At 39.3% G+C, this 14,836-nt stretch carries 9 protein-coding genes; 2 read left to right on the top strand and 7 right to left on the bottom strand.

Annotation, left to right across the window (positions count from 1 at the left end; all coding sequences use genetic code 11):
• Positions 1-378 precede the first annotated feature (378 nt).
• The 7 genes from trxB to guaB form a co-directional block, all read right to left on the bottom strand.
• Positions 379-1,335: a thioredoxin-disulfide reductase gene (trxB, locus tag R2R28_RS09165; RefSeq protein ID WP_025142590.1), complete on the bottom strand. Its 957-nt coding sequence runs from the start codon at positions 1,333-1,335 to the stop codon at positions 379-381.
• A 307-nt stretch (positions 1,336-1,642) separates the two neighbouring features.
• Positions 1,643-3,271: an acyl-CoA carboxylase subunit beta gene (locus R2R28_RS09160; protein ID WP_316825376.1), complete on the bottom strand. Its 1,629-nt coding sequence runs from the start codon at positions 3,269-3,271 to the stop codon at positions 1,643-1,645.
• Positions 3,272-3,923: 652 nt separating this feature from the next.
• Entirely contained in the window at positions 3,924-4,463 is a 540-nt protein-coding gene (locus tag R2R28_RS09155; protein WP_316825375.1) for a hypothetical protein, read from the bottom strand.
• Between the two features lie 59 nt (positions 4,464-4,522).
• Positions 4,523-4,984 (bottom strand): MaoC family dehydratase, encoded by a 462-nt coding sequence (locus R2R28_RS09150; protein WP_316825374.1) that lies wholly within the window; start codon positions 4,982-4,984, stop codon positions 4,523-4,525.
• A 230-nt stretch (positions 4,985-5,214) separates the two neighbouring features.
• On the bottom strand, positions 5,215-5,808 hold the full coding sequence (locus tag R2R28_RS09145; protein WP_316825373.1) for a TIGR00730 family Rossman fold protein: 594 nt from the start codon (positions 5,806-5,808) through the stop codon (positions 5,215-5,217).
• Between the two features lie 197 nt (positions 5,809-6,005).
• Positions 6,006-8,585: a TonB-dependent receptor gene (locus R2R28_RS09140; protein WP_316825372.1), complete on the bottom strand. Its 2,580-nt coding sequence runs from the start codon at positions 8,583-8,585 to the stop codon at positions 6,006-6,008.
• Positions 8,586-9,200: 615 nt separating this feature from the next.
• Positions 9,201-10,670: an IMP dehydrogenase gene (gene guaB, locus R2R28_RS09135; protein ID WP_316825371.1), complete on the bottom strand. Its 1,470-nt coding sequence runs from the start codon at positions 10,668-10,670 to the stop codon at positions 9,201-9,203.
• A gap of 263 nt (positions 10,671-10,933) precedes the next feature.
• Between guaB and R2R28_RS09130 the strand changes: the two genes are divergently transcribed.
• Together R2R28_RS09130 and R2R28_RS09125 are read left to right on the top strand one after the other, a co-directional pair.
• The gene (locus R2R28_RS09130) at positions 10,934-12,940 is read left to right on the top strand and encodes a DUF3858 domain-containing protein (protein ID WP_316825370.1); all 2,007 of its coding nucleotides are present in this window, start codon (positions 10,934-10,936) and stop codon (positions 12,938-12,940) included.
• Entirely contained in the window at positions 12,940-14,835 is a 1,896-nt protein-coding gene (locus R2R28_RS09125; protein WP_316825369.1) for a DUF3857 domain-containing protein, read from the top strand. The genes R2R28_RS09130 and R2R28_RS09125 overlap by 1 nt, the downstream gene beginning before the upstream one ends.
• The last annotated feature ends 1 nt before the right edge of the window (position 14,836 follow it).

Raw genomic sequence — 14,836 nt, 5'->3', positions numbered from 1 at the left:
TTTGGGTTACGATAGTCCCGCTTTCCGTTTTATTCCGATGAAGGATCGGAATGTTCACTTCAATCGGGTTTAGGTGGCACAGCAAGTAATAAAATTTGGGGTTGCAGGGTACTGAAGAAACTATAGGCAATATGCTATTAAAACCTCAATAGCAGCAGAAATCCGGGTACTTAACCTGATTGGGACTACAAGCGAAAAGCAGGACGAACAATAAAAAGAACCACTCCAATTGCTTTCTAAAAAAACGGAAGTTTTATAAAATAATATCTGCTTTAATAGATCTCTCGACTACGCTGCACTTCGCCTGAGATGACGAAATGAACAAAAAAAGAGAAACCATTACTGATTTCTCTTTTACCAATTGATATTAAAATATCCTTACGCTTCCACAGGATGCTCTTTAGCAGCCAGGTACCTTTCGGCATCAAGCGCGGCCATACAACCAGAACCCGCAGCAGTTACCGCCTGACGGTAATACATATCCTGCACATCGCCACAAGCGAAAACACCTTCGATATTGGTTAAGGTAGAACCAGGCTTGGTAGCCAAATAACCGGTTTCGTCCATATCCAGCTGACCTTTAAAAATATCGGTATTTGGTTTGTGACCGATGGCTACGAAGAAGCCTTCTACAGCGATATCAGATTCAACACCTGTTTTATTGTTTAAAACCTTAACGGCGGTTACATTTTTACCGTTACCTAAAATTTCCTGGGTTTCGGTATTGTAATGTACGATGATATTTGGAGTAGCCAATACACGGCTCACCATGGCTTTCGATGCCCTAAACTCATCCCTACGCACCAATAAGTGTACGGTTTTACAAAGTTTAGCCAAATAGGTTGCTTCTTCGGCAGCGGTATCGCCAGCGCCTACAATGGCAACATCCTGTCCTTTAAAGAAAAAACCATCGCAAACGGCACATGCCGAAACACCAAAACCATTGTATTGTTGCTCGCTTGGTAAACCTAACCATTTGGCTGTTGCACCTGTAGCAATAATTACGGTATCGGCAGTAATGGTTTTAATTTCATCAACCACTACTTTGTGCGGTGTTGAAGAAAAATCAACCGAACTTACATAACCAAAACGGATATCGGTACCGAAACGCTCTGCCTGTTTGCGGAAATCTTCCATCATTTCTGGTCCCATAATACCTTGTGGGTAACCCGGAAAGTTTTCTACATCGGTAGTTTGCGTAAGCTGGCCGCCGGCTTGCATACCCGTATACATAATCGGTTTTAAATCAGCCCTTGCTGCATAAATTGCAGCAGTATAACCTGCCGGACCAGAACCTATAATTAAACACTGAACGTGCTCGTTTTCTTGTGACATTATATTGTGTGTTTGAAATTCATTAATCGTAGCGCAAATTTAACGCTTTAAACAATTGTTAACAAGCGTACATTGTCAACATAGTTTACTTATTAACAGCTGGACGCAGGGGCAGCGCGAAAAGCGCTAAGCGTTTGGCGCATGGCACTAAACTTAGGTGTATTCAGGTGGCTTAGGTGGTAAAAAATATCATTATGTTATCAGATATTTCTATCTGATAGCCATTGATCCTCGTGGTGTCAGATATTTCTATCTGACACTAATCGATAAGTCTTTCAGATGGTAAAATCTGACGGCACCTCGAAACCTAAGTTTGTATTACCCCTACATTAAACTTCCTGGTAATCGGCGATTGGTTCGCTGCTTCTATCCCCATCGAAATTACCTTCCTGGTTTCCAGGGGATCGATGATACCATCCACCCAAAGCCGCGATGCGGCATAATAAGGCGTGGTTTGACTATCGTATTTATCGGTAATTTCTTTTAATAATGCGGCTTCCTTTTCTGGTGTTATCACCTCTCCTGTTGCCTTTAAAGAGGCCTGTTGAATCTGCAAGAGTGTTTTTGCTGCCTGCGAACCGCCCATTACGGCAATTTTGGCTGTTGGCCAGGCATAAATCAACCGTGGATCGTAAGCTTTACCACACATGGCATAATTGCCGGCACCATAAGAGTTACCCAATACAATGGTAAATTTTGGCACTACCGAATTGGCAACGGCATTAACCATTTTAGCACCATCTTTTATAATACCACCATGCTCTGAGCGGCTGCCCACCATGAAACCGGTAACATCCTGCAAAAATACCAGTGGAATTTTCTTTTGGTTGCAGTTCATGATAAAACGCGAGGCTTTATCGGCACTATCAGAATAAATAACACCGCCGAACTGCATCTCTCCTTTTTTCGATTTAACCACTTTACGTTGATTGGCTACAATGCCCACTGCCCAACCATCAATCCGGCCTAAACCGCAGATAATACTTTGACCGTAGCCTTGTTTATATTCCTCGAACTCAGATCCATCAACCAAACGGTTAATCACATCCATCATTTCGTAAGGCTTATCCCTGTTTTCAGGAAAGATGCCGTAAAGTTCTTCTTCTTTTTCTTTCGGTTTTACAGCCGCAATGCGATCGAAACCTGCATTTTCGGGTGCACCAAGCATACTCATAATATTACGGATGCTATCTAAACAGGCCTGATCATTAGGATGTTTATAATCGGTAACCCCTGATATTTCGCAATGGGTAGTTGCCCCACCCAAAGTTTCATTATCCACTTCTTCGCCAATGGCTGATTTTACAAGGTAGGAACCTGCTAAAAATACCGATCCGGTTTTATCTACAATCATGGCTTCATCGCTCATAATTGGCAGGTAAGCGCCACCTGCCACACAAGCGCCCATAATGGCCGAAATCTGTACAATCCCGTCCGACGACATGATGGCGTTATTGCGAAACATCCTCCCAAAATGCTCTTTATCGGGGAAAATTTCATCCTGCATAGGGAGATAAACCCCGGCGCTATCAACCAGGTAAATTACAGGCAAGCGGTTTTCCATGGCAATTTCTTGTGCGCGGAGGTTCTTTTTGGCTGTCATCGGGAACCAGGCACCTGCTTTTACGGTGGCATCGTTTGCTACAATCATACATTGCCTGCCACTCACATAACCAATACCACATACCACTCCTGCCGAAGGACAGCCGCCCTGTTCTTTGTACATGCCATCGGCAGTAAAAGCACCAACCTCCAAAAAGTTTGACTCCTTATCGATTAAATAGGCAATACGTTCGCGGGCCAAAAGTTTTCCTTTTTCTTTTTGTTTAGCGGCATTTTTTTCGCCGCCACCCAGGTATATTTTTTTGAGTTTGGTTTTCAGTTCGTAAATCAACTGTTTATTCACATCCTCGTTTTTATTGAATTCGATATTCATGGAGGCAATTTAAATTTAATTTTAGAAAAACAGCATTGACCAAATCGGTTTCTGGTCTACGAGGAGGTTTAACCGCAAAGCACGCAAAGAAAGAGCGCTAAGAGCGCTAAGTTTTTTAACCACAGAGGAAAATCACAGAGGGCATAGAGGTTTATTAAACGCTAAGCGATGATGCCAACCGCCCGCTTTTTTACCACAGAGGAAACAGAGGAAAATCACAAAGGACATAGAGGTTTTTATTCAACCGTTAGCGCATGGCGCCAACCACCTAATTGTTAATCACTTATAATCAGATCTAAATACTTTATCTTAACCTCTGGTTTCTCTGTGTAAACTCTGTGATCTCTGTGGTTAATTTATTGCAGCTGGTTTTAGTAATTCAACGCTATGTGCATGGCTCCAACCCCTTAATTGTTAACCACAGAAGCGCATAGAGGTTTATTAAACGCTAAGCAATGATGCCAACCGCCCGCTTTTTTACCACAGAGGAAACAGAGGAAAATCACAGAGGACATAGAGGTTTTTATTAAATGGTAAGCGCATGGCGCCAACCACCTAATTGTTAACCACTTATAATCAGATCTAAATATTTTATCTTAACCTCTGGTTTCTCTGTGTAAACTCCGTGATCTCTGTGGTTAATTTATTGCAGCTAGTTTTGGTAAACTACCCCATCAATCTTTATTTTTTGATATTTCTCAGCCCAGCCTCTACCTTTTAGATATTTTACTTCAAATGGATGGCCTTTTAAGTTCGGGTGATAAACAGGATCGAAAGAAAACGTCATTTCGTTATCCGATTTCTGAACAACAGTTACTTCGTTATCATTTTCATCCTTTTCGCCGGTAGTGAAAAATTTATCACCAGTGTTTGCATTAAAATCAGCGCGTACATAAGTTTTGGTTGGGCTATCTGGATAACTTTCGATCAACTTATTGTGCTCATCTATCCGCAGGTAAACTGTGCTGCCCGCATCACCACCAACTAAGGAATAAAACTTGTAAAAAACCTTTTTATTAATGCGAACGGTATCTTTAATTTCGGTATAAGACATATTATTCATATACCATAAGTTACCGATCTGCATGGGTAAAAATGAATCGGCAGCTGCGTTTTCCTGGTTCTTTTCCTGACAGGAAAGCATAAAGAGACTGGCTAAAGTTAAACCGAGGTATGTGCTGATTTTTTTCATGTTTATTATTGGTTTTATTAATAACGTTAAAAATCAACCATACGCTACAGCATAACCAATTAATTGATAAAGTGGTACAAGAAAACTACTTCACCGTTAAAAGCAGGCTTTTTCTGGTTTTCGATCTCCATTTCGATGGCCATATTAACTTTGGTAACCCCACGAAGATTGATAATAGAGGCTAATTTTGCTTTTAACCTTACTTTACTGTTTACCGTAACAGCTTGTGCAAACCTTAAACTTTCAATACCATAGTTAATTTCCATTTTTAAATTCTGGATATCAACAATCTCTTTCCAAAGATATGGAATCAGAGATAAGGTTAAATAACCGTGTGCAATTGTTGCCTTAAACGGTCCTTCGTTCTGTGCGCGTTCTTCATCAACGTGGATCCATTGGTGATCTAATGTAGCATCGGCGAATTTATTGATCTGTTCCTGGGTAATGGTGTGCCATGAAGAAACGCCTAATTCCTTGCCAAGGTATTGTTCAAATTCTGCGTGGGAGGTAATGATTTGCATTCTTATTATGTATTTAACGCCATGTTTTTTTTTAATGGCGGGTTTATATTTTTTTTATTTTTTTATTTTTGTTTATGGTTTTATGGTCCATAGATCATTGTTTTATAGGTAATTGCTCATAGATCGTGGCTAAACTTTCCATTTATAACCTCAACTATAAAAAATTTACCATTTGACTATCAACTATGATCCATTAACCATGAGCTATCAAGCATAAAGCGGTAGCATGATTAACTTAAATTTCTTTCTCTGAACCAAACTTCGTCAGGGATGGCAGAAAAATTATCCATTTTATTGATTAATATTTCGGCGTCTGCCTCGTTAAAAACAAGGTCGCGGTTAGCCGGTTTTAAGAATTTGCTCTGCACCATCATCTCCATCTGGGCAAATAACGGATCGTAAAACCCATTTACATTTAATACGCCAATGGGTTTATTGTGCAAGCCTAGCTGCAACCAGGTAAGCACTTCAAAAAACTCTTCGAGTGTACCAAAACCACCGGGTAAAATCACAAAACCATCGCTTAAATCGGCCATTTTTTGTTTTCGCTGATGCATGTTTTCAGTCACGATCATTTCGGTTACACCTTTATGGCCAACCTCTTTATCCATTAAAAACTGTGGAATAATGCCGGTTACCAAACCGCCCATTTCGAGAACATCGTTGGCCAAAACGCCCATCACACCAACACTACCACCACCATATACCAACCTAATCTGTTGTTTTACCAGCGTTTCTGCCAGTTGTTTTATTGCCTTGCGTAATTGTATATCGCCGTTAAAGTTTGAGCCACAATACACGCAAACCGAATTAAGCTTGTTCATTTAATCTAAAATTTACCGAAGTTAAGATTTTATCGCCTTTCTATAAATTTAAATTCTGCACAATGCTGTTACAAGGCATTATTATATATTAAACCTATCACGTTTTTAAAACCTGATAGGTTTGGTTTAAACAAAAAAAGGAATGGCATAACGCCACTCCTTTTAACCAAATATAAGAGAAAAGATTATTTTTAATATTAGAAAGCGTAACGGATAGTAGCACCATACGTTCTGGGATCGCCTAATACACCAGCATATAAACCAGAGTTACCGGCCGCAGCCTGCAATTGCTCATAATAGTTTTTATTGGCAATATTTCTGCTCCAAACAAATAATGAGAATTTATCTGATTTGAAACCTAACCTTGCATTAAATAAGGCATAACCTTTAACATTTAATACGCTTGATGGTGTAGGGTTAGAAGAATATTCTGAACGGTAACTGGCATCACCGGCAATAAAATACCTACCTTCTTTGGTAGCCAGATTTCCTGCCGTGCTTAACTCTGTACCTCCTGAAATATTCCATTTTGATACACCTGGCAACCTACCACCCGAAGCATCTTTAAATGCAACCTGTGTAGCAACATTGTTTACCAGCTCAGTGTGACCGGTTTCCTCTAAAGGAAGCGGTGCATTGGTAAATTTCACATATTTTCCATCAAGATAAGCTAAGGCGGCGTTTAAGGTTAAAAACCTTTCTAACTGGTAAGTTCCGTCTATTTCCAATCCTTTTACCCTCACTTTTTCAGCATTAGCTAAATAACCCCTGTTTACACCCAATTGTGGCGACTGAACATTGGTTTGGTAATCTTTAATATCGGTATTAAATGCACTGATATTTACAATAGCACCTTTAAATGGCTTCGTTTTGGCTCCTAACTCGTAATGTTGCACATATTCAGGTTTAACAACAGCTACCGATAAATCGGCTGCTCCGGTTGAGGTAGTTGGCAGGCCACCTACGTTAACACCCACCGGTTTGTAAGCGGTAGAGAAAGTTCCATAAACATTTAAGTTATGGTTAGGACGGTAAGATACGGTAAAGTTACCCGATAAATTGTTGTTATCTACCTTGGTTGTAAACTGCTGATTTGCATATACAGCAGCTTTAAGAGCTAATAAAGCAGCATCGGTGGTTTGTAAACCGCCATAAGTTACGCGATCATAATCAACATCTTTTTTATCATACGTATACCTTAAACCTGGTAAAACGTGTAAGTTCTTTAACACTTCCCAATCTACCTGGGCAAAAATAGCCGCACTTAAAGATTTGATGGTTGAGTTGGTTTTGATACCGAAACCATCCAGTAAACCTGGGGTTGAGTATAAAGCCTGACTACCTGTATTGCTGGTTTGTACAAATCTCCATTGATCTTTACCCACTTCTTCGGTTTGTGCCAAACCTTTTAAGTTCTGACCTAATAAATAAACGCCAATTACACCACTTAATTTATCGGTTAGGTTACCGGCATACCTCACCTCTTGCGAGTATTGATCGTGACGGGAAGTACCCTGAGATTTTGTTAAAGCGGCTAATTCTGAGAAATCCCTGTCGTTTGTAGGATCCCAGTTCCAGAATCTCCAGGCCGTTGTAGAAGTTAAGGTTCCGTTACCAATTTTATAATCAACGTTTAAAGAGATACCACCGATAGACTGGTTATGTCTCCAGGGTGTGTTGGTATTGATTTCCCTTGAAAATGGATCAATTTTAGGCTGTTGATAACCTAAATCAGAAACAATTTTAGCGTACTGGCGGTAAGCACTTCTTTCGGTTTGGGTAACGCCTGCAATTACCAGCGGATAACCTGCAGGATGCTGAATACTTACATCGCCACTTAACAATACCTGTAATTTATCAGATGGGGTATAATACAACTGACTTTTGAAACCCAGGTTGTTTTGTCCGCTGTATTTGCGTTCTTCCCTGGTGTTCCAGATGGTACCATCGCGTTGTGTACCTGAAATGGAAATTTTTGCAGCAAGATCTTTTGCAAGCGCGCCGGAAACTGAAGTTTTAGCCTGGATAAAATTATAATTACCTACACTCATTTCTACTTTTGCACTTGGCGTTAAAGTTGGCTTGCTCGTAGTAATGTTAAATGCACCAGCGGTAGTATTTTTACCGAACAAAGTACCTTGCGGACCACGCAGAATTTCGATTTGCTCGATATCCAGAAAATCGGTAGAGGTTGCAGCCGGACGGGCGTGGTACACACCATCTACATAAAAACCTACTCCCGGATCGATACCATCGTTGGTTAAACCAAAGGTTGAACCCAAGCCCCTGATGTTCAATGTTGTATTTCTGGCATTTGAAGCATATAACTGCACCGAAGGAACCAGTTCTTTTAAACGGTTTACGTTAAAAGCACCAGCATTTTCTGCCGCACGGCCGCCAATAACGGTAATCGGGATAGGCACATCCTGTAAAACTTCAGAACGCCTGCGTGAGGTTACCACGATCTCATCCAGCAGGACACTTTCTACCAAAACCAGTTCGATAGGTGTTTCCTGGTATCTTAAAATCTGAAAATCCTGCGGTTTATAACCCACCGAACTTACCTGAAGGTAAAATGGAGGTTCTTGTTTTGCATCAATCCTGAAAGCTCCGTTATCATCGGCACTTACAGTAATATTGGTGCCCCTTACTTTTATGGTGGCGCGTGGTACCGGATCGCCGTTAGATTTTTTTATGATACCTGTTATCGGACTTTGGGCAAAAGCAATACTTGCCGAAAGGAAAAATGAAAAGAGAAAGAGTAAACGTTTGTTCATGATTAGTGATATGGTTTGTTTTGAATATTGTTGATTAAAGACCCGTTCGAAAGTATTCGATTACTGTTTTAGCATGGCAACAACAACAATAGAAATGTGAGTTTTGATTGGCTTTCATAATTATTATATAAATCCTATAGATTTAGTCGACAAATATATTAAAAAATATTAGCTGCCAAATTTTATTTTGCGATTTTTATATTACTTATGGATTTGTTAGCCTCGCAGGTTTCCAAAACCTGCGAGGTTTTTGAAATTAAATTTCAGTTCGTGGCGACACGAACCGAGGCGAGGACAACCTAAGTCAAGCAGCACCAACTCAGGTAATTTAAACCTGATAGAACGGAAAGCCCGTAGCGAAGCATGAGCGAGGACTTGGAGGGATAGCAGGACTATCGGCTGCCATTGGTACCGAACCCACCATTTCCAAAAAAATATTGACCACCTAAGGCACCTTAGCACACCTAAGCTCTAATTTGTTTGTCAAATAGTCCTCGTTTGTAACGAAGACGATGGTTGAAAAAAACGGGGCTATCGTAAACCGATGCCCCGTTCTTTTATTTATTAATAAAGGTGTAGGATTTACCTTAAACCCTACACCTCAAACCTTTTACCCTATCTGGTATAATTAGGTGCTTCTTTGGTAATGGTAATATCGTGTGGATGGCTTTCGCGCATACCAGCAGCAGTAATCTGCACAAATTGTGCTTCCTGTAATGCTTCTATATTAGCGGCACCACAGTAGCCCATACTTGCACGTAAACCACCAATGTACTGGTACATTACTTCTGCCAAAGTACCTTTAAACGGCACACGACCTACAATACCTTCTGGAACCAGTTTTTTAATATCATCTTCTACATCCTGGAAATAACGGTCTTTAGAACCCTGCTCCATCGCTTCAATTGAGCCCATTCCGCGGTAAGATTTAAATTTACGTCCTTCGTAGATAATGGTTTCACCCGGCGATTCTTCTACACCTGCAAATAACGAACCTGCCATTACGGTACTTGCTCCGGATGCAATTGCTTTTGCAATATCACCCGTGTGTTTAATACCACCATCGGCAATAACCGGTACACCTGTACCTTTTAATGCTTTGGCACATTCGTAAACGGCATATAACTGAGGAACACCAACACCGGCAATAATCCTGGTGGTACAAATAGAACCGGGACCAATACCTACTTTAACTGCATCGGCACCAGCATCAGCCAAAAATTTAGCTGCAGCACCGGTGGCAATATTCCCAACAATAACCTGTAAATCAGGATATTTAGTTTTAACTTCTTTTAATTTATCAACTACTCCTTTTGAGTGACCGTGAGCGGTATCAATGGTAATCACATCAACTCCTGCTGCAACCAAAGCATCAACCCTTTCTATGGTATCGGCTGTTACCCCAACCGCAGCACCTACGCGTAAACGGCCACGCTCATCTTTACAGGCAACAGGGTAATTTTTAACTTTCGAAATGTCTTTAAAAGTAATTAAACCGCTCAGGTAACCATCTTTACTCACTACCGGAAGTTTCTCGATTTTATGGTTCTGAAGAATTTCTTCTGCCTGTACCAAAGTTGTACCTTCTGGTGCAATAATTAAATTTTCTTTAGTCATCACCTCAGAAACTGGCCTTTTCATATCCTTTTGAAAACGCAGATCCCTGTTTGTAATAATACCAACCAGTTTATTATCGCTGCTTACTACCGGAATACCACCAATTTTATGCTCTTTCATGATTTTGAAAGCATCGGCAACTACAGCTGTTTCCAATAAAGTTACAGGATCCTGGATCATGCCGCTTTCTGAACGTTTTACCTTACGTACTTCAGCAGCTTGTCTTTCTATAGTCATGTTTTTGTGCAACATCCCGATACCACCATTTTGTGCTATTGCAATGGCAAGTTCGGCCTCTGTTACAGTGTCCATTGCGGCAGAAATCAACGGAACATTAAGTTTGATTTTTTTGGTTAAAAAAGTGGATGTATTTACTTCACGGGGCAGAATTTCTGAATATGCGGGTACTAAAAGTACGTCGTCGTATGTTAAACCTGTGGCAATAAACTTTGTGGAATCGAGTTGCATAGCAAATAAATTAGGATTTATTATTTGCCAGGCAAAGATACGGAAATAACGCGAAAATAAAAGCATAATAGTAAAAATGCTTAAATATGGAGCTTGCCTGACAATTATCTCATCCTGTTATTCGGGCAGACTTCTATTTTTAAAGATTCACTCATTCTTTAATGTACAGCATTATAAGCCTACAACATTGAGCAACAATTATTTCGTAATAATTGAAAGATTGTTTTTATTATTGCAGTAACCAAAAAACTATTTTTTTTATCATGCAGAAAAATGCTCTCAAATTTCTGACTTTAATGCTTTGCATTGGGGTTAGTAACCTCTATGCCCAAACGGGCCAAACCGTAAAAAGAGAATTTAAGTTTGGAAAAATTGCTCCGGCAGAATTCGAAACCAAAGCATCTGGACAGGATTCTTCAGCATCAGCTATCAAATTATTCGATGTAGGCGAATGTTATTTCGAAATCGGGCCTTCATCTGGTGGTTTCGTTTACGTTTTTGAAAGACACATCCGTTACAAAATCCTCAATAAAAATGGCTACGACCTGGCTAATTTTAAAGTAGAGCTTTATAAAAGCAGTGGTTCGGCAAAAGAAGACCTCAATTATATGGATGGTGCAACCTATAACATGGTTGATGGCAAAATGGTAACCAGCAAACTGAACAAGGACGCAAAATTTACCGAGGAGTTTAACAAAAACTATATGATTAAAAAATTTGCATTACCAAATGTAAAAGAAGGATCGATTATAGAATTTAAATACAAAATCAAATCAGATTTTATATTTACGCTTAGGGGCTGGAAATTTCAATCAAACGTACCAACACTTTGGTCTGAATACAATGTGAGGGTACCAGAATATTTTACCTATAAAAATAACTTAAGTGGATATTATCAGGTTGATCATCCGCTTCACCAAAGTATAAATGCAACTTATATATCAGGTGTAAACTCTAGTGCGGTTTATGATAAATACTGCGTAGCCAATATGCCTGCATTAAAAAATGAACCATATGTTACCACCATGGATGATTATACGCCGAAAATTGAGTTCGAACTCAGGGCAACGAACTTTCCTGGTGATATTTATCATGATTACAACGGCTCATGGCCGAAAATTATCAGCGGATTGGCTGGGGATGAAAATTTCGGATCTTACATCAATAGAAATAGTTATGCAAAATCGGTGCTTCCGGGCATTTTAAAGGGAGAAAAAGATACCCTTACTGTTGTAAAACTTATTTTCAACTATGTTAAAAACAGCTTAAAATGGAATAAGGAATATTCTAAATATTCTAACGAAACCAATCCTAAAACCCTCTTCGAAAAGAAAACCGGTTCATCCGGTGATATTAACCTGGCTTTACTGAATTTATTAAAGGAGGCGAAAATCGAAGCTTATCCGGTGCTGTTGAGTACAAGAGAAAATGGCGCACATCCAGGTTATCCTTTGGTATCGGCATTTAATAATGTAATTGGCGTTACGGAGATTGGCAATACCCTGTACTTTCTTGATGCCACAGACAAAGATTTACCTGCAGGCATGTTAGATTATGAAAACCTGAGCCATCAGGGCTTTTACATAGATTTAAAAAGCTTTAACGGAAGATGGCTTTCTACAGAGCCCAATGTAGCGAGTGAAAAGATTTTCACATACAATATGGTACTCGATAAAGAAAATAAGTTATCAGGAAAAATCAATCAATATTCTAAAGGTTATGCCGCATTAAACCTGCGCAATAAATACAGGACAACAAATAATGAGACCGAGTTTATAAAAGGTTTTAAAAAAGATAAAACAGGTCTTGAAGTTTCTGCCTATAAAATTGATAATTTAGATAACCTCGACGAATTATTGACCGAGAGTATGGATGTAGTGATTGAAGAAAATGTGGAAGAAGCCGGAAACCTGGTGTATTTTACCCCTCTCCTTTTCGAAAGGACAAAAGAAAATCTATTTAAACTGGAGCAGCGAAAGTTCCCGGTAGATTTTGCTTATCCGTTTAAAGAAAGCTACCGCATTACAGTAAATTTTCCTGAAGATTATGAAATAGATAAACTTCCTAAGGGTGGCATTTACAAACTCCCTGAAGATAACGGCACATTCACCATCAATTATATCACAGAAGGAAAAACCCTGATGGTTAAAAGCACCATCAATGTAAATAAATCGCTTTATACGCCAGAAGAATATTTTGATTTAAAGGAGTTATTTAAAACTGTTGTAGAAAAACAGGCGGAACAAATCGTATTTAAAAAGAAAGTATAATGAGAACCTACTTAAGTTTAGCACTTGGGCTATTGGCCTTTAATACCGCCTTTGCACAAACAGATTACGATGTAGCAAAAATCCCTGAAAACCTGAAAAAAGATGCTGTTGTAGTGATCAGGAATGAAGAATCTTTTTTTGATGTTAAAGGTTTAGGGGCTGCACGGATGGATTATAAGGTAGCCATGACCATTTTGAATAAAGCTGGTGAGGAATATAGTGAAATGGCAGAGGTTTACGATAAATTTAGCAGTATCTACAACATCAAAGCTACCCTTTACGATGCTGCCGGTAAAAAAGTGAAGGATTATAAAAGCTCGGATATTAAAGATCAAAGCCTGATTTCTGATTTCTCCATTTTTGAAGACAATAGGCTTAAGCTTTTAAAATTTGTAAGTGTAAATTATCCATATACGATAGAATATAGCTATAGTCAGGATTATAACGGATTGCTTTCTTTTCCGTCCTGGCGCGATCTTAAGGGCTTTGGTGTATCGGTAGAAAAATCTGCTTACACCATCCAAAAAGGCAAAAATTATAAAATGAGGTACCTTACCAGCCGTAATTTACAAACCGATTCGGTAATTAATGGAGAAAAGGTTCAGTATAAATGGAAAAGTGCTAATGTAGCGGCTGTTGCCAGTGAACCTTTAAGTACAGGCACTGATAACCTTGCTGCCTGGGTTAAAGCCTCCCCTAACCAGTTCGAATACGATGGTTCATCAGGAAATTTCGATAACTGGCAAAATTTCGGATCATGGTTGTACATCCTAAACCAGGGCGGCAACAAACTTCCTGAAGCGACCAAACTGATGGTGCAGAATTTGATTAAAGATGCCAAAACCCCTAAAGAAAAAATCAGGATATTGTATAATCATTTGCAACAGAATACCCGCTATGTAAGCGTACAGCTAGGCATTGGTGGTTTTAGACCTATTTTGGCAGAGAAAGTGGCACAGGTTAATTATGGCGACTGCAAAGCGCTGTCTAATTACATGAAAGCACTACTTAACGAAGCTGGTATTGCATCAAACTTAATTGTAATCGGAAACGATATGCCAAGCTTAAATCCTGATTATTCGAGCATGGGCCAGGCAAACCACATGATTTTATGTGTACCAATTGCCAAAGACACTACGTTTTTAGAGTGTACCAGTCAATACCAGCCTATGGGTTTTGTTGGCTATAGCAATTCAGACCGGAATGTGCTCATGGTTACCGAAAACGGCGGAAAACTTGTACACACCCCAGCTTACGCTGCCAGGGAGAACTATCAGATCAGAAAAACAAAAATTAAACTGGCTGAAGATGGTACAGCTGATTCTGAAATAAAATCTACTTACGCCAATGCCCAGTTTGAAGAAAATTTTTCGATGACGCTGATGGAACCCTTTGATGTTAGAAAAAAAATTATTGAGGATAGCCCTATTCCGGTAGCAGAACTGATCAGTTATAAATACCTACAGGCTGATAAAACAGTACCTGTGCTGACAGAAGAAATCAATTTTAAAACCAACCCAATATTAACCAAAGGTGGCGACAAATTATTTTTAGTGGTAAACCAGATAAATCGCCGCGAAAGTGTACCGCTTAAAGTAGAAAACCGGAAAACTTATTTTGCGGTACCTTTTGGTTATAATGATGATGATGAAATCAATTATATCCTGCCAAAGGGTTATAATGTAGAATTTATCCCTAAAGACATTACCATTAACTCTGAATTTGGTTCATATACGGCAAAATTTAGCGTAAAAGACAATCAGATTGTTTATAATCGTACACAAACCATGAACAATAAAAAGTACCCGCCTGAAAAGTATGGTGAGTATGTAGATTTTTATAAAAAAATTTACCAGGCAGATAAACAAAAAGCCATTTTAGCAAAAACCTTATAAT

Origin of the sequence: Pedobacter miscanthi (assembly GCF_032678605.1) — a bacterium.
Classification (GTDB): Bacteria; Bacteroidota; Bacteroidia; order Sphingobacteriales; family Sphingobacteriaceae; genus Pedobacter; species Pedobacter miscanthi_A.
The sequence above is the reverse complement of the archived record's forward strand: the minus strand, read 5'-3'. Positions and strand labels throughout refer to the sequence as shown.